Here is a 16,262-nt window from a genome sequence, read left to right on the forward strand (position 1 = left end):
TTTCACCCAACTAAATAAACCCCCATGTATACAGGACTTCAACATCTACATTCTGGAATCGCCTATCTGGCATTGCTAGCCCTAGTTTTGGTGATATTCTATGCCCTTTTCGGATCGCTTTCCAACAGAGAATTTACCGAAAAGGACCGCAAGATCGCCCTGATTGCATTTATCCTTTCTCATATCCAACTGTTGGTCGGTTTGATCCTATATTTCGTCAGCCCACTTGGATTTTCTTTGCTCAAAGGTGGCGGAGCGATGTCAGACGCCACAGCCCGACTGACTGCCGTCGAGCATCCTTTGATCAACATCATCGCAATCATCCTGATCACCGTCGGATATAGCAGAGCGAAGAAGATCGGCACCTCCCGTGGTAAATTCCGCAGCATCTACATGATGTATGCCATTGGGTTGCTACTGATCATCAGCCGAATTCCTTGGGCAAATTGGTTGGGGTGAGTTTAAAGACGGAAGACTGGAGACCGAAGTATCCCAGCATCACACCACTTGAAATCCGACTTTGGGTCGGATTTCTCTTTTTAGGTATCAAGTAAGTAACTCTCACTTCTGCAACAATTCTCTTCAGACTAAACTTAGTCAGCTCCGTAGGATCGGCACATTAGTAGACCTGGATTTTAACCCAGGCCTGCCAGCAAAAGGAAAATCCATTTCACCCCAGAAAATAAACCTCCTGACAAACGATAATTTCGACCAAACAACGTTGATGAAGGTGACACCCTGCCGTCCCCAATGCCCACTCGGGTAAAAACTCAGCCCTAAAAGCGATAAAATCTTTTTCTTGCCTTAAACCTCTTAAACCTCTCAAAAGCCGACAACGACGCTTTTTCTCACCCTATGAATAAAACCACCCCAATCCTAGTCTTCGTTTTTATCTCACTTTTTTCACTCGGAACATTGGCTATGGTCAACTACCGGCCAGACCTTACAAATCGACTAAAAGAAACCTACGCCAGCCTTGTCGAAGAAGAAAAAGAAGAAGAAATCCATACAGAAGTTGTTGGTTTACCCACGGCCAAACCTCTCGAACTGTTGACCACCATCGAGCTGCCGGAATTTTCAGGTAGGCTGGACAAAGACTCGTATGAGGAACACCTCAATGCTGCAGAACAGATCGGATCTGGATTAATCCACGACCAAAATCAACTCCAGAAGCTGCTGGAAAATCGAGTCGTGGTGGAAATAAACAAAGGCTCGGGCTACAAAGTTGATGACCTTACCCATAGCTATCCTTATGTGACGCTTCACACCAAAAAAACCCTGGAAGAGCTAGGGAGAACATTTGAAGCCCTGCATGGAGAAGGGGAATTTTTCACAGTTTCGTCGGCCACACGTACTATCGAGCAGCAAAACAGTCTAAAAAAGCGTAATCGAAACGCCACCGATGGCAACAGTTCCCACTCCTATGGAGTCTCCTTTGACATCTCTTACATCAGATTCAATGGAAAAAAGGGTGGCAACCGCAAGGCCCAAAAGGATTTGGAGGCGATTCTCAATCACTTCCAAAAGGAGAATAAAATCTTCGTCATCAAGGAAAGACGTCAGGCTTGCTACCATGTGACGGTGAGGTGACGTCCGAATATGTATAACCGCAATCTTGCCAGTGAGGGAATTTGCTTCATCGGTCGCACCTGTCCGCTCAGACCGGATGGAAGACCGAAGTATGACAAAGCCGATAGTTTAGCATTTTTTCGCATGACCACGGTTTTCGACTGTTGCAAAAGCGGAAACTCATAAATCCGAAAAAACACCAACCAAAAAAAGACCGCCTCCCAGCGGTCTTTTTTTGGTTCCGTCTCCGGTCTCGGGTCTTTCTTCTTCTAGTACCCTAAAGTCTTCAGCATACTCTCCTCGGTCTGATCTTTCGCGAAAAGTCGGTGAACGACGTTTCCGTTTTCGTCTCGATCGATCAGCACATGCTTGGGCGCAGGGATCAGGCAATGCTGAATTCCACCATAGCCGCCCAGCGATTCCTGATAGGCTCCGGTATGGAAAAAGCCGATATACTGCTTTCTCCCCTGCTCGATCTTTGGCAGGTAAATGTTGTACTGGTGCGCTTCGGAGTTATAGTAATCCATGCTGTCGCAGGTAAGCCCGCCAAGGGAGATCCCCTGGTAGGTCTCATCCCAGTTATTTACGGCCAGCATGATGTACTTTTGGTTCAGGCCCCAGCTGTCCGGCAGTTGGGTGATGAAGGAGCCGTCGATCATGTACCAGAGTTCCTTGTCGTTTTGGAGCTTTTCCTCCAAGACGGAGTACAGCACTGCCCCGCTCTCCCCTACCGTGTAGCTGCCAAATTCGGTGAAGATGTTCGGCTCGGTCGTATTGTTTTTGGCGCACATCCATTTGATGTTTTTCACGATCTGATCCGCCATGTACTGGTAGTCATAGTCGAAAAACACGTTGGTCTTGATCGGCCAACCTCCGCCGATGTCCATCGTGTCGAGGGTTGGAGCGATCTTTTTCAAGTCCACATATTTCTGGATAAAGCGGGTCAATTCCGACCAATAGTACGCCGTGTCTCTGATGCCCGAGTTGATGAAAAAGTGAAGCATCTTCAGGCTGACCTGTGGGTTATTTTTTATTTTCTCCTCAAACAGGCTGAGAATATCATTGTACCTCACTCCAAGTCTGGAGGTATAGAAACCGAACTTCGGCTCCTCATCAGCCGCAATTCTGATCCCAACTTGAAACGGAACTTTCACATGCTCCAGATAGTAGTCGATCTCCCCGAGGTTGTCCAGGATCGGCACACAATTGTGAAAACCATCATTCAATAGCTCTGTGATGTACTTTTTATACAGTTCCCGCTTGAACCCGTTGCAGATGATGTAGGTGTCTTTGGTGATCTTCCCTTTGGCGTAGAGGCTACGAACCAAAGGAATATCGAAGGTCGAGGAAGTCTCAATGTGGATGTCATTCTTCAGTGCCTCATCCAGCACAAAGCTGAAATGCGAAGACTTGGTGCAATAGCAATAGGTGTATTTGCCCTGGTAATCGTGCGTCTGGATCGCATTGTTGAAGTAGGACTTGGCATTTTGAATGCTCTCCGAAATCTTCGGCAAATACGTCAGTTTAAGTGGTGTGCCGTAGGTTTCGATGATCTCCATCAGATTGACGCCATTAAAGTGGAGCTCATTGTTTTCAACATGAAACTCTTTGGTCGGAAAATCAAAAGTCTGTTGGATCAGGTCTGTGTATCTGTTCATTTACCGTGGGATTAAATGCAGGAATTAAGGCTGCAAAAATTGCGCTTTTATTGGGGTATTCAAGCGAAAAAGGGACAAATCCACACTGGACCTGTCCCTTTTTAGAGAATGTTAACGCTAAGTTAATCCCAAGCCCCTCCGTGAAGCGCTGAATTCAACAGCGCTTGCTCGGCATGGAATCGCTTGTTGTTTTCGAGTACCTGAACCAAAATCTTCTTAAAAGCCAACTCCTTTTTCAACAGTTCGATGATTTGGTTGACGAAGCGAATCACTTCTCTTTTTTCAGTTTGAGAGAAGGTAAAAAATGCCTGCGCTCTATCGAAGTCATAGATGAAGCTGAGCGACTGTGGCCTGCCCAACTGGGTCAAACCTCTGAAAAGTGGCAGCAATTGCTCGAATCCTTTCTCAAAACGACACATCCCCTGCATCTCATTGGCTACTTCCTGAGAAAATATTTTCAGGACCACCTGTTTGCCTACGCTGAATTGCGCGAGGTCAGGCGAAGTCGTGACAGTCCAGGAATTAGACTGCAAGTCGGATCTGAGGATTTGGGCTACTGCGCTCATAAGGAATGTATTTGATCTAATGATGAGCCAAATGTAAATGCCTGATCTCAATTTTCCTATATTCCCTATAATTTTTATAGGATTTAAAAAATTTGTCATCGACAACAGCCTTCAGACAACCTCAGGCCACTAAAGCGTGGACTGGTTTCGGTGAAAGTAGGAGCTCTTAGTTGAAATGATTGCACTGAATAAGACTGGAGTGTTAGCTTGAGTTGGCTTAGGTGTATGTTTTGCTGATAATCAGCTAATTATCATGTTTTGGAAACCATAAGCTGCTCCGCCTTATAAATGATATTTTTTGGCAATGGATTGTCCTCGGCTGACAGATTATCCGCTTAGAGCGAGGGGCTAGTCTCATTTAGTCGCATATTTGTATAAAACTAACAAACCCAAATACCAACTCACCAATGAGAGACATCAAACTCGTGGAAGTCCGATCCGAACTCGCTGCAGGCACCCGAGGAGCAAGCATGGGAATCGACGCCCTCAAAGTCGCCAGCCTGGACAAGCAGTCCGGATTTTTCACCCAATTCGATCCAATCAACGTTCCCGACGCCAACAGTTTCCTCTGGAAAGGCAACACCCACCCACACGCCAAATACATCGACGGAGTCTATCAAGTACTGAAAAATGTCGAATCGGCGATCGAATCCCTTCGTCTGGAAAAGAAATTCCCGATCGTACTGGCCGGAGATCACAGCACCGCCGCTGGCACGATCATGGGAATCAAATCCGCCCATCCCGAGCAGCGTTTGGGTGTGATCTGGATCGATGCGCACGCCGATCTTCACACGCCCTACACCACCCCATCCGGTAACATGCACGGCATGCCCCTGGCCATGGTATCACAGCTTGACAACCTGGATTGTAAGGTCAATGAGCCGGAACCTGCGACACTTTATTATTGGGAAAAGATAAAAAGCATCGGCGGCGACTTGCCTAAAATCAAGCCCGAAGATATTGTCTTCATCTCTGTCAGAGACACAGAGGAACCTGAAAACCACCTGATCCAAAAATACGGGATCAAAAACTTCAGCACGCAGGAAGTCCGTGAAAAAGGGATAGAATCTGTAGCAGCGGAAACTTTAAAAATCCTTGCTGACTGCGAGCAGATCTACATTTCCTTTGATGTAGATAGCCTAGACAGTTCCATCTCTGTAGGTACCGGCACCCCCGTTCCCAACGGACTGACGGTGGCTGAAGCCATTCAGCTCAATGCCCAATTGATCAAGGATAAGCGGGTCTGCTGCTGGGAGATCGTCGAGGTCAACCCTACTCTCGACACCGAAAACACCATGGCAGAAGCTGCATTCGAAGTCCTAGAAGCCACGACCAACTCCTTGGTGGATAATTTCTGAAAAAAAGAGAGGCTCACCCAAACGATGAGCCTCTCTTTTCGTACTTTTTTCTCTTTTCGCTCTGCTATTTATCGAGCTCATTTGGGAGAAATTCTAAAATCTCTTATTCCGGATGGGTAACATACCGCTCAAAAAACTCAACGATTCGACCAATCCGGTCCATCCTGCGAACGATATTTCCAGAGCGCGACAGCTCGTGACCTTCATCTGGATAGCGCACATATTCCACGGGCTTACCCATGATTTTTAGACTTTTGTAGAGCAATTCCGACTGCCGAACACCTGTTCTCAAGTCTACATCTCCGTGAAAGATCATTAACGGAGTCTGGATGTTTTGCACATACGTTTGGGGACTATTGTATTCCAAAATCTCTTTCACTCCCTCTTCCCAAGGATAGCCAAAGTAGTTGGGAACCAGTCTCCAGGCATTGCCTTCACCCATAAAAAAGGTCAGGTCATACACCCCCCGTTGGGTCAAAGCCGCTTTGAAGCGATGATCATGACCAACAATCCAGGCAGTGAGGTATCCGGCATAGGAACCACCCGTCAACACCAATTGGTCTTCATCAATCCATTCATATTCAGCCGCTGCTTTATCCAACGCTGTCAGCACATCCTTGGCCGGACCGTCGCCCCAGTCACGATAATTGCCTCTTTGGAAGTCTTTACCATAGCCTCCGCTACCCCGAGGATTGGCATAGACGATACCATAGCCTTTTCCAGCCAAGACTTGGAACTCATGCCACATGCTGGATTCGCCAGGACCCCACATGGCAGTCGGGCCTCCATGCATCTCCAGTAGTGTTGGATATTCTATACCATCCTTCCTCCCATACGGCTCCATCACCCAGTAATCCACCCCAAAGCCATCTTGCTCAAAATGATGTGCCTCTGGCTCAGAAACCCAACGCTCAGCAAGCCAAACCGAGTTGTATTGGGTTACCATCTTCTCTCCTTTTCCAGCCAGATCGGAGATATACAACTCACTTGGATTGGCGACTTTGGTCAGAGAATACACCAGCTGATTGCCATGAACGTCGAAGCTATTAACGCCAACCGGGCCAGAAATCACCTCGGTAGTTTTTCCGCTTCCAACTTCACTTTTATACAAAGTCACTCCGCCTTGGTTGGGACCCGCAAAAAAGACCGATTTGCTATCGTCAGCCCATTTGGCGCCTCCCACTCTCCGGTCCAGTTTTTCGGTAAACCACTTGAGTCCGCTTCCATCGGGCTTCACTACGCCGATCAGACTCTGATTGAAACTCCTGTCTTCGGTATTTTGCCCCGATATCAAAATCAATTTCCCGTCAGGGGAAAAAGTCGCATCCGAAAAACGGTAATTCTTCTGAGTAAGAAAAACACTCACCGACTTATCTAAAACGTTGATCTTGTATATATCCGAATCTGACTCCCATGACAAATCCGGATGATCCTCACTCTTCACACTGCTTACCAAAATATAGCTGCCGTCCGGTGACCAGGTGCCACTGCCGAAACTCTGATACCCAGAAGTCAGCACCGAACTCTTTTTCGTCGCAACCTCAACCATACCGAGGTGACGAAAGCTGATGTCTGTCGAAAGGCCTCTTTCGCCGAGAAAGTTGAGTCGGTCGATCACACGCGGATTGTCTTTGGAGGCGTTTTTTGCCAGCCAAGCTCGAAGTTCGTCCACGTTGCCGTCCATGTTGGGCTTGGTTTCCTCTTTTGCCAAGCCTTCTTTGATGGCCGCATAGTTGGGTTCATCCCCATAGCTACGACCCGGACGTGGGTTTTCCCAGGTTGGATTTCCTTCCATGGCCCATAGCGGAGTGGAAAATGAAAACAGAATTTTGCTTCCGTCTGGCGACCAAACTGGCGAAGTGGCTCCATTTTTTTCAGATGTCAACACCTGAGCTTCGCCCCCAGTCAGCGGTAAAATCCATATTTGGGGCTTCCCTTCCCAAGCTTTGGTAAAAGCCAGGCTTTTGCCGTCAGGCGAAAGTGCAAAGTCTGAAAGATCGTAGCTCGGACTGTTGAGTACCTGGGATTGCGAAGGATCAGACAGGCTGAGACGGATGACCTGGCTTTTGTAGTCAAATTCGCCGTCTTTTCCGGCTTCTATGAAGCTTTTGACAAAGATCACCTTTCCGTCCGGCGTAATCTCCGGATTGTCGACGGTGACGATCTTGGTCAGGTCACTGAGTTGAACTGGCTTCTTGTCCTGTGCCAGCGCTAGGCTGCAGCAGAGCACAAAGGCCGATAGCAGTAGATTTTTTTTGAATGTCATAAGGTCCCGGTTGGTTAAAAATCCAATAGTTACCTAATCTAAGCCAAAGCCGCCGATGTGAAAAACTTTTCGTGTTAGACCGGGTAAATCTTCCAACACAGGGCGAGAATGCGGGTTCAACGGAAATGCGATTAACGTTGCCGGATTTTGATCTTAAACCTTAAACGACTGCTTAGCTGGTGGTCACTAGTTGATAGTGATCGGCTGGGTCGGTGTCAAAGAGTGCAAAACCAGGAGCATCTCCTGATCGCCCAGCGGCTTGAAGTCATAGGTAAACGAGCTCGGAAATTCCCCATCCGTCCTGTCCGTGGACATCTAATCACACTTATCGAAGACTTCTGCTCGGAAGGGATGCTCCAGCTGATCGGCGAGGATGAGGTTGGGGTTTTCTTCTTGGCAGGAAAAAAATGCGAACGCAGCCGCAAAAGCGAAGAGAGCGGGAAGGTTTTTCATGGGTGGGTCTTTGCCGAAAATACAGCTGTTCGCATGGTTTTCAGTGAACTTTAGACAATGTGCTTGTCGACTCAATCCCCATAACAACCTCACCGGTTTTCCCGATACCAGGCGCCATCGGAATCATGCTTGGCTTTGCAAGCCGGGCGAAAACCCAGTGGTTAGCGGCTGCCCTAATGTCTTTTTATACACTACACAGCCCATGTCTCTTTTTTCAGGTAATTGAATACCATTTACAATAAACAAGTAGTCGTTTGAATTATTGGATCATATTGTTTGGAAGAATAGATATGGCCCTTGAATGTTCTACAACTGCATAATTTGAGATTTCAAAAAGTTCCGCATAAGGCTTAAACTTGTTCCTAAATCTTTCATTAATAAGTTGGACATCTGCTTTTTGGCTCGCATTACAATGAATAATTGTAACAAATTTAAATTGTGTTGTGTTGTTAGGAGTTGACGCAGGAAAGCAAGGATTTAACCCATCTGCATATGGGTACCCATGTTTACTTGAAAGAAACATACATAAACTATCGATCGCTTTCTTGACGATATCCCAAGATTTTTTCTCAATTGTTTCTTGCGTAGTTAAAGAGGCTAAAGAAAAGTCCTTTAATTCAATAAGCCAGTATAAATTATTATCTGTGTCAAACCAACACGCATCCATTTCTTTAAAATGGTTTCCAGAAAGTGCGGAATATCCGGCACAGGTTGCAAAACGAAAAAAGTTTGTATCAGGGAAATTGAGTGTAATACTACTCTCTGTGAATCCGGGCATAACAATTTTTTATAATCCTAAATCAAGTTTTACTTCTTCGTCGGACATTCTAATTGCTTCATCTGAAATTGGATTTTCAGGGAACTCTTTCTTTAAATCATAGATTTTGAATTCAACAGATTTTCCTTTTTTACGGTCTAATGAATAGCACTTTGTTTCAACATTATCTCGCCTAGCTGATAGGTGCATTTGCTTTAATACAAAATAATTATGAGTAGCGATGAAAATCTGAATGCCTGCTTTCGCCATAAGCATAAGCATCTCAACTAATTCTCTTGTCGCTTCAGGATGTAGTGTTGTTTCAGGTTCATTCAAAAATATAACAGAATTTGCGTTTAACTGTCTATTACGGATCAACGTAGTTAGAATGCCGATTTTCTTTATCCCTTCTGCTGTCAACTGCATTGGAAACTCTGTTTTACCCTTTTTAAACAGAAAATCATCATCCGTTTGTTGTTCTATTTGTCCTTCAAAAAGAGCTTCTAATTTTTTATTTACGTCTAACAATTCGGAGGTAATATTCCCCTTTTGTGTAGGAATTACCAAGGCTCTTATCAAATCTAGGTAGGTGTCATCAAAGCCAGGCATATGCAAATTATCGCGAGTCGCCCTAATTGCCTTTAGGGAAGTAAGCACCTCTTTGGCAGGAATAAACAAACACCGAAAATTGTCTGAAATCGTTTTTATGTCTTCCTGACAGTCAACAATTGTATTTGTAGTTGATTCGCCGAAAGAAAAGTGTAATCGATCTTCATAATTTAGTCGTGAGTGTTTGAATTCAATATTTACGGATAGTTTTTCCCTTGTTATTTTACTTACCAATTCACCAAGCCCTTTTTTTCCAGGTTGGTATGTATCGGTAAGCTTTTCAGCTAAAAGTTTTTTAAAACTTACATCATCACTTATTTTCCTTTTACCGTAAACATCAATTGTTTTAGCGGACGCGTAGAGCAGTTTGAGTAAACCGGTTTTCCCAGTATCATTCTTACCAATAATAACATTTACTGCTGCAAATTCATTGCTCTTGAATTCACTGTAGCTCATAAAGTTTTTAAGTATTGCTGATTTTATCATTTGATTAAATTAATTCGTTTCACTTTCTGCGAAATTAGTAGGAAATCTCAATTTTCATTAGATTTTAACTGGTAAAAGGGTCGGTCGAAGTCTGTCAAAGTGAAGTTACGGAGGCATTCCGGTAGCAGCTAACAACTTGTATATATCCAACTCCCTCCCCCTATTGCGACTATATCGTGCTTATCCACAGGTGTTCGGGTCGTTGGAGATCCTAAATTAATAATTTCGTCACGATAAGCTAATGGGTAGGAAATTAATTTGCTGCCAACCCAACCTCCGAAAATCACTCCAATCCTTTCTTCCCTGGATTCCAGAAAGGCTTGGTCTTAATCTGCTTGGTTTCCCAGTTCGGCTCCTGCCTGAAATAGCTGTTCAGCGCGACACATACCCGACTGTCTCCCGCCAGATAGACCATCTTTCGCCCCTGCATCCCGGAGACTAAGCCTTTCAGTTTCGCTTTGATCTCTTTTATGGGATTTTCTGGCATTTGATAAAAGTCGAAGGGCTTTGTTCCGTCCACATCGGCGAATAACTCCTCCACCTTTGGGCTATAGATCAGGCTTTGGACTTGCTTGCCCTTGGGCAAATTCCTCTTTAGCACATGGAAGTGAGAAAGCGCGGACAAATCACCGATCATCAAGTAGCTATCGGCAGAGGTATCCAAGAGGAAGTTTCCCTTTTTCCACCTAAAATGAACCTGGTCCCCGGCTTCGCAGGACTCCACCCATCTTGCGCCAACTCCCCCACTGTGCGTGGCAATGGCCAGATCCAGGATGCCATCTTTCCGGTCAAGATCCCAAACGCTATAGCTCCTCACCTTGTCTTTCAGTGAAGTCTCATCCTGACCGATCCCCACTCCCAATCTCAAAAAATGCCCAGGGACAAACTCGACGTGTTTGATGTACTCACTCTTGATCCGCAGTCTATACACTGATTCGGAAAGCTGGATCTTCTCTTCGATTGTCCCCTTTTCGAGTACCTTTTTGACAAGGTTTTCAATTAATCCCATTTTGCCAGTTAGCTATTAGTGGTTTGTTTTTTAACGAGAAATAAGCCGATGAAAAGACTTCAGTACTTTACTCTAACCGAAAATTAACTTGTAAATTCTCGATCGTAACCGAAAATATGCATGTGAATTTTCGATTAGGCCTGTTTCAGGCTACTTTCCCAAAGCCCATTTGCTTCAGTCAGGATCATCGGAGCATTGTCTGTGATAAGGATGGTCTGTTCGTGTTGGGTGACAAATCCGCCCTTGTTTCCCACCAGCGTCCAACCGTATTTTGCTCCACGGCGATGGTAGAAGAATAAGGTCTCGAGTCCTTTATGTCTGAAGTGCGGATTTATTTAAATCTTATGAATTCTTCAATATTGAACTGGTTTGCCGCCAATCCGATTCCCGGAAAATCTTGTATTTCCCGCGTGAAACTTATGCTTAATTCAATGATCTTATCGTCTAATTCCCAGGTAATCTCCTGAATATAAGCATGCTCAGCATCTACTATTATTTCATTTCTTGTTTCTACACCAAATTCCTTTTTCCGGTCTTCATGGATTTGACTGTATTTCTTTCGGAATGACTTTTCATCCGAGGCTAGCTTTTCAAGCAAAGGTCTGTTTCTATTCGCATCAAAACTGGGATTATATAACCCCCAACTGTACCTAACACCTATTAATTCATGAGCATTGTCGTCAAAGTGATACCATACATGTAGTCTTGGGATGAATGTGTCATTTACTCGGTCAAAAATGTATGAAGTTGTAGATATAGAGTTTGCAGATTCTTTTGATGGGTATTCTTGAATTCTAAAATCCACCGTATCCCCAAGAATTGAGTTAAAATTTGATTCGTATTTGATTATTTCTGGTAATGAATGTCTGGCATTGTTAAACGTCTCTTGTGCAAAAACTGTAGTGAGAACAAAAAGAAAAAGGAGTGTAGAAATAAATTCTTTCATAATATTTAAAGATTAAGCCCAAAGCCCATTTGCTTCAGTCAGGATCACCGGAGCGTTGTCTGTGATAAGGATGGTCTGTTCGTGTTGGGTGACAAATCCGCCCTTGTTTCCCACCAGCGTCCATCCGTCATTTTGCTCCACGGCGATGGTAGAAGTCGTAGAGATAAAGGTCTCGATGGCTACGGTGGTATTTTTCTTAAATCGCTCGGTATTGCTTTTGACCCGGTAGTTTAAAATGTCCTCCGGCTTCTCGTGCAGACTTCTTCCAACTCCGTGTCCGGCCAGATTTTTAATGACTTTGAAGCCTGATTTCCTGGCTTCAGTCTCTATCAGATGACCAATGTCAGCGATCTTCACTCCGCCCTTGATGGCTGAGATGGCCTTGCGGAGGATATTTTTGGAAGCATCCATCAGCGGCTGATGATTGTGGATGTCCCTGCCGAGTACAAAGGAACCGCCGTTGTCAGACCAGAAGCCATCGAGTTCGGCGGAGACGTCGATATTGATCAGATCTCCTTCCTTCAGGATTTTTTTCGGGGAAGGGATCCCGTGAGCCGCCACTTCATTGACGCTGATACAGGTATATCCCGGAAACCGGTACGTTTCATAAGGTGCGGATTTGGCCCCGTAGCTTTTCAGGATTTCTCCTCCGTACTCGTCCAGTTCCTTGGTGGACATGCCCACTTTCGCATATTCCGTCATAAGTCGGAGCGTGGTTCCCACCACTTCAGAGATCTTTTTCATTCCGATCAGCTCGGATTCTTTTGTTATTGACATGGGTTTTTCAAATGAGGTTGATCACTCTAAAGTGCCCGAAAATCTTTTAAGTTCCTGCCGCCGGTCTGGAAGTTTTTGAAATTTTTTGTTGACATTCAATTTTATCTATCGTAATATTGCAATTAACAAATTATCATCATGGGACTGACCAAGACAGAAATATTCTCTGAGCAACAAAACCAGATCGCCGTGTTTGCCAAGGCCTTTGGGCATCCTGCCCGGGTGGCGATCCTGCAGCACCTGTTCAAGATGGACACCTGTGTATGCGGCGACTTGGTCGCGGAGATCGGTTTGGCGCAGCCCACGATTTCCCAGCATCTCAAAGAACTCAAGCAGTTGGGCCTGATCAAGGGGAACATCGAAGGCACGAGTGTCTGCTACTGCATCGACCGAGAAAATTGGAACAAGATGAAGACGCTCCTGAATGAGTTTTTTGATCAGGATCTTGCGCCTACCGGCAATTGCTGCTAAAAAAATTTGAATCCATTCATCGTATTATCGCAATAAATAAATCTAACCATGAAACTATCCGAAGTAAAATCAGCATTGGGCAAGTTGGAGACGATCGCTTTCCAGCTGCCCACCGGGGAATTGGTCCCCACTCACTTTCACGTCACCGAAGTGGGCAAGATCACCAAGCATTTCATCGATTGCGGAGGAACTGTGAGAAATGAGGAAGTTGCCAATTTCCAGCTTTGGAATGCGGACGACTACAATCACAGACTACATCCGGAGAAGCTCGTCCATATCATTGAGCTCTCTGAGAAAGTGCTCCAGTTGGAAGATCTGGAAGTGGAAGTCGAATATCAGGCAGAGACGATCGGCAAATTTGGGTTGGATTTTGACGGAGTGAATTTCCTGTTGACTAGCAAGCAAACCGACTGCCTGGCTAAGGATAAATGCGGCATCCCGGAGCAAAAGCCAAGAGTAAGACTTTCCACCTTGAAAGCTGCTGAGTCCTGTACCCCAGGATCTGGCTGCTGCTAATCTCCCCTCAATCTCAACCTCATGCATTCGCCTAAGATTAATTGCCTGCCGACTTTGGCAAAAACCATAGAAAAAGCTAAATCCCTTCCGCTTCCTGCGGAAAGAAAAGAAGTCCTCCAGCGTCTGATTGACTACATTCAGCGAAAGGTGGATGCCAAGGAAGAGCTTAACCTGAACTTTATCTGCACGCATAACTCGAGAAGAAGCCAGTTTTCGCAGATCTGGGCACAGACTGCGGCAGATTACTTTGGCATACCGGCCAATTGCTTCTCGGGCGGGGTTGAGGTCACCGCCTTCAACGAACGGGCTGTGGACTCGATCAAGCGAAGCGGCTTCAGAGTTTCCAAAAAAGGCGAAGAAAACCCCACCTATTTCCTGTTTCACTCAGACGAAGCAGAACCTATTGTGGCTTTCTCCAAACTCTTTGATGACCCCATCAATCGGGGGGATCGATTTGCTACCGTCATGACCTGTGCCCATGCAGATGAAAATTGTCCCTTTATTCCCGGCGCGGAGGAGCGGATTCCCGTGCGATACGAGGACCCGAAGGCCTTTGATGATACTCCTCAGGAAGCTGACAGGTACGATGAGCGATCGCTGCAGATCGCTTCTGAGATGTTTTATGTATTTTCCAAAATATCCAGCCCACTTTAACTCATGGCCCACAAAAAGCTAAGTTTCCTCGATCAGTACCTCACACTTTGGATATTCCTGGCCATGGCGATTGGAGTGGCGATCGGCTACTTCTTCCCGTCCAGTTCGACGGTGATCGACTCTTTCAGCGTCGGCACCACCAATATCCCCATCGCCATCGGCTTGATCCTGATGATGTATCCGCCGCTGGCGAAAGTTGACTACAAGCAACTGCCCAAGGTCTTTAAGAACGTGAAGATCCTGTCGATTTCCTTGGTTTTGAACTGGATCATTGGGCCAGTGCTGATGTTTGCGCTCGCGGTGACCTTCCTACAGGATTACCCGGAATACATGGTGGGTCTGATCTTGATCGGGCTGGCCAGGTGCATCGCGATGGTCCTGGTGTGGAACGATCTGGCCGAGGGAAGCAGCGAGTATGGAGCTGGCTTGGTCGCGCTCAACAGTATTTTTCAGGTGTTTGCCTATAGTTTCTATGCTTGGATATTTATCACTGTGCTTCCTCCGTACTTCGGTTTTGACGGGGCCATCATCGATATTTCGATTGGGACTATCGCAGAGAGCGTGGCAATCTACCTGGGAATCCCATTTTTGATGGGGATCCTGAGCAGGCATTTTTTGGTGAAAGCAAAGGGTGAGGAATGGTACAAGACCAAATTCATCCCGGCAATTTCACCGATGACGCTCGTGGCGCTGCTTTTCACGATCGTGGTGATGTTTTCGATCAAAGGCGAACTGATCGTGCAGATCCCCATGGATGTGGTAAGGATAGCTGTACCGCTGTTGATCTACTTTACCCTGATGTTTTTGATTGGGTTCTTCCTGACCAAAGCGCTGGGTGCGGATTACGAAAAGTCAGCTTCTGTGGCATTCACTGCTGCCGGCAACAACTTTGAACTGGCGATCGCGGTGGCAATTGCGGTGTTTGGATTGAATTCCGGACAGGCTTTTACAGGAGTGATTGGGCCGCTGGTAGAAGTGCCGGCGCTGATCTTGCTCGTGCGGATCTCTTTTTGGCTGAGGAAAAAATACTTTCCTCAGCGGTAAAAGAAGTTCAGTTGCGATATCCATCTGGGGAAAATCACTTCAAATTTGCAAAATCTTAAACCATGAAGGGGATTAAGGAAATTAAGGCCCTCCGCAATTCTGTTCAATGCAATTGTTTTCGCTATAGCCTACCCTTTGCTTCTTAATTCCCTTATTTGACTTAATGGTTTATTCCAAAAAATTGGAATTTGATATCAGTTATTTAGCCATTAGGCCCCTTAAACTAGGACTAGGAGTTCTCAACACTATTCGAGACGCAACATCGGTCATCGGTCTTCAAACCCAATTGACAAAAAAAACAATGTTGAATTCATTTTCCCTGGACTACCTAGACGACACCTTTCCGTTCCGGATCAAAATCCACCATCCATTCGATGCCGTACTTGTCTCGGAACATCCCAAAATAGGAACCCCAAGGGCTTTCAGCTATCGGCACTTCGATACTTCCGCCTGCTGAAAGTCCGTTGAAAATCCTGTCAGCTTCTTTTTTGCTTTCTGCTCCGACCGATATTTTCGACCTGTGTTCCAGTTCATTTACACGCCCCATTCGTTCAGGAACGTCATTGCCCATCAGGACATTTTTTCCGATGGGGAAGGCAATGTGCATGATCTTATCTGCCTCATGTGCTGCTATAGGGTTTCCGGGAATGTCGAGGTCTTTGAAACGCGTAACGTTTGCGAATTCTCCACCAAAGACAGCTTTGTAAAAATTGAATGCCTCTTCTGCATTCCCGTTGAAGTTGATGTAAGGATTGATCAGTGCCATAGTGAGTTTGTCGTCTTAGTGTTTGTGATTTGTATCTATCCAAATCTACCTCTAAGCCAGGGACTTTGTATGGTCTAAAAACGTCAAAGAAAAGGCGGTATGCGACAGGAGTTTTTTATAAAAGTTCGATAGCTTTTCTGTTGCTATTTTTTCAAGGCTATAAATTTCAGAAGCTTGAAAGCTTCAGGACATGTTTTACTGACTTTTGGATCCAAGAAAAACTGCTGCTAACCTTAAAACTACTAAAAGGGCAATTACAATACTTGCCAGGCACCGAGAGTGTTCAATTAAGTGTGTCTGCTAAATTCACATCAAATGAAAAAAAGACAGACAATTGAGGATTTGTTAAATGATCCC

General features: G+C 45.5%; 18 protein-coding genes. 7 read left to right on the plus strand and 11 right to left on the minus strand.

The window, feature by feature from the left end; genetic code table 11:
• Window positions 1–24 precede the first annotated feature (24 nt).
• Both ABD031_RS15710 and ABD031_RS15715 read left to right on the plus strand, forming a co-directional pair.
• The gene (locus ABD031_RS15710; RefSeq protein ID WP_343853141.1) at window positions 25–459 is read left to right on the plus strand and encodes a hypothetical protein; all 435 of its coding nucleotides are present in this window, start codon (window positions 25–27) and stop codon (window positions 457–459) included.
• 396 nt (window positions 460–855) lie between these two features.
• Window positions 856–1,590: a DUF5715 family protein gene (locus ABD031_RS15715; protein ID WP_343853143.1), complete on the plus strand. Its 735-nt coding sequence runs from the start codon at window positions 856–858 to the stop codon at window positions 1,588–1,590.
• Window positions 1,591–1,838: 248 nt separating this feature from the next.
• Here ABD031_RS15715 and ABD031_RS15720 read toward each other — a convergent pair whose 3' ends face one another.
• Both ABD031_RS15720 and ABD031_RS15725 read right to left on the minus strand, forming a co-directional pair.
• Window positions 1,839–3,227 carry an arginine decarboxylase gene (locus ABD031_RS15720; RefSeq protein ID WP_343853145.1) on the minus strand — a complete coding sequence of 463 codons (1,389 nt, stop codon included), beginning with the start codon at window positions 3,225–3,227 and terminating at the stop codon, window positions 1,839–1,841.
• Window positions 3,228–3,349: 122 nt separating this feature from the next.
• The gene (locus ABD031_RS15725) at window positions 3,350–3,793 is read right to left on the minus strand and encodes a hypothetical protein (protein ID WP_343853147.1); all 444 of its coding nucleotides are present in this window, start codon (window positions 3,791–3,793) and stop codon (window positions 3,350–3,352) included.
• Window positions 3,794–4,200: 407 nt separating this feature from the next.
• Here ABD031_RS15725 and rocF point away from each other — a divergent pair, with 407 nt between their 5' ends.
• On the plus strand, window positions 4,201–5,151 hold the full coding sequence (gene rocF / locus ABD031_RS15730) for an arginase (protein WP_343853149.1): 951 nt from the start codon (window positions 4,201–4,203) through the stop codon (window positions 5,149–5,151).
• A 103-nt stretch (window positions 5,152–5,254) separates the two neighbouring features.
• Here rocF and ABD031_RS15735 read toward each other — a convergent pair whose 3' ends face one another.
• The 8 genes from ABD031_RS15735 to map form a co-directional block, all read right to left on the minus strand.
• A complete protein-coding gene (locus tag ABD031_RS15735; protein ID WP_343853151.1) occupies window positions 5,255–7,417 on the minus strand; it encodes a S9 family peptidase in 2,163 nt (720 codons plus the stop codon).
• A gap of 186 nt (window positions 7,418–7,603) precedes the next feature.
• Entirely contained in the window at window positions 7,604–7,732 is a 129-nt protein-coding gene (locus ABD031_RS15740) for a hypothetical protein (protein WP_343853153.1), read from the minus strand.
• Entirely contained in the window at window positions 7,733–7,870 is a 138-nt protein-coding gene (locus ABD031_RS15745) for a hypothetical protein (protein WP_343853155.1), read from the minus strand. It abuts the gene before it with no gap.
• Window positions 7,871–8,129: 259 nt separating this feature from the next.
• Window positions 8,130–8,648, minus strand: a complete 519-nt coding sequence (locus ABD031_RS15750; protein ID WP_343853157.1) for a hypothetical protein — start codon at window positions 8,646–8,648, stop codon at window positions 8,130–8,132.
• A gap of 9 nt (window positions 8,649–8,657) precedes the next feature.
• Window positions 8,658–9,722 (minus strand): AAA family ATPase, encoded by a 1,065-nt coding sequence (locus ABD031_RS15755; protein ID WP_343853159.1) that lies wholly within the window; start codon window positions 9,720–9,722, stop codon window positions 8,658–8,660.
• 283 nt (window positions 9,723–10,005) lie between these two features.
• Window positions 10,006–10,731, minus strand: coding sequence for an SIP domain-containing protein (locus tag ABD031_RS15760; RefSeq protein ID WP_343853161.1), 726 nt, complete (start codon window positions 10,729–10,731; stop codon window positions 10,006–10,008).
• Between the two features lie 331 nt (window positions 10,732–11,062).
• Complete coding sequence (locus ABD031_RS15765; protein ID WP_343853163.1) at window positions 11,063–11,677, minus strand: hypothetical protein; 615 nt, start codon at window positions 11,675–11,677, stop codon at window positions 11,063–11,065.
• Window positions 11,678–11,689: 12 nt separating this feature from the next.
• Window positions 11,690–12,454 carry a type I methionyl aminopeptidase gene (gene map, locus ABD031_RS15770; RefSeq protein WP_343853165.1) on the minus strand — a complete coding sequence of 255 codons (765 nt, stop codon included), beginning with the start codon at window positions 12,452–12,454 and terminating at the stop codon, window positions 11,690–11,692.
• A 138-nt stretch (window positions 12,455–12,592) separates the two neighbouring features.
• On the opposite strand from map, the gene ABD031_RS15775 reads away from it, so the two are divergent.
• The 4 genes from ABD031_RS15775 to arsB are packed head-to-tail and all read left to right on the plus strand — an operon-like array spanning window position 12,593 to window position 15,139.
• Window positions 12,593–12,925 (plus strand): ArsR/SmtB family transcription factor, encoded by a 333-nt coding sequence (locus ABD031_RS15775; RefSeq protein ID WP_343853167.1) that lies wholly within the window; start codon window positions 12,593–12,595, stop codon window positions 12,923–12,925.
• 48 nt (window positions 12,926–12,973) lie between these two features.
• Window positions 12,974–13,441, plus strand: coding sequence for a DUF6428 family protein (locus tag ABD031_RS15780; RefSeq protein ID WP_343853169.1), 468 nt, complete (start codon window positions 12,974–12,976; stop codon window positions 13,439–13,441).
• Between the two features lie 21 nt (window positions 13,442–13,462).
• On the plus strand, window positions 13,463–14,095 hold the full coding sequence (locus tag ABD031_RS15785) for a low molecular weight phosphatase family protein (protein ID WP_343853171.1): 633 nt from the start codon (window positions 13,463–13,465) through the stop codon (window positions 14,093–14,095).
• 3 nt (window positions 14,096–14,098) lie between these two features.
• Window positions 14,099–15,139 carry an ACR3 family arsenite efflux transporter gene (arsB, locus tag ABD031_RS15790; RefSeq protein ID WP_343853173.1) on the plus strand — a complete coding sequence of 347 codons (1,041 nt, stop codon included), beginning with the start codon at window positions 14,099–14,101 and terminating at the stop codon, window positions 15,137–15,139.
• Window positions 15,140–15,467: 328 nt separating this feature from the next.
• Here arsB and ABD031_RS15795 read toward each other — a convergent pair whose 3' ends face one another.
• Complete coding sequence (locus ABD031_RS15795) at window positions 15,468–15,905, minus strand: VOC family protein (RefSeq protein WP_343853175.1); 438 nt, start codon at window positions 15,903–15,905, stop codon at window positions 15,468–15,470.
• Window positions 15,906–16,262: the final 357 nt, after the last annotated feature.

Origin of the sequence: Algoriphagus jejuensis (assembly GCF_039523455.1) — a bacterium.
Classification (GTDB): domain Bacteria; phylum Bacteroidota; class Bacteroidia; order Cytophagales; family Cyclobacteriaceae; genus Algoriphagus; species Algoriphagus jejuensis.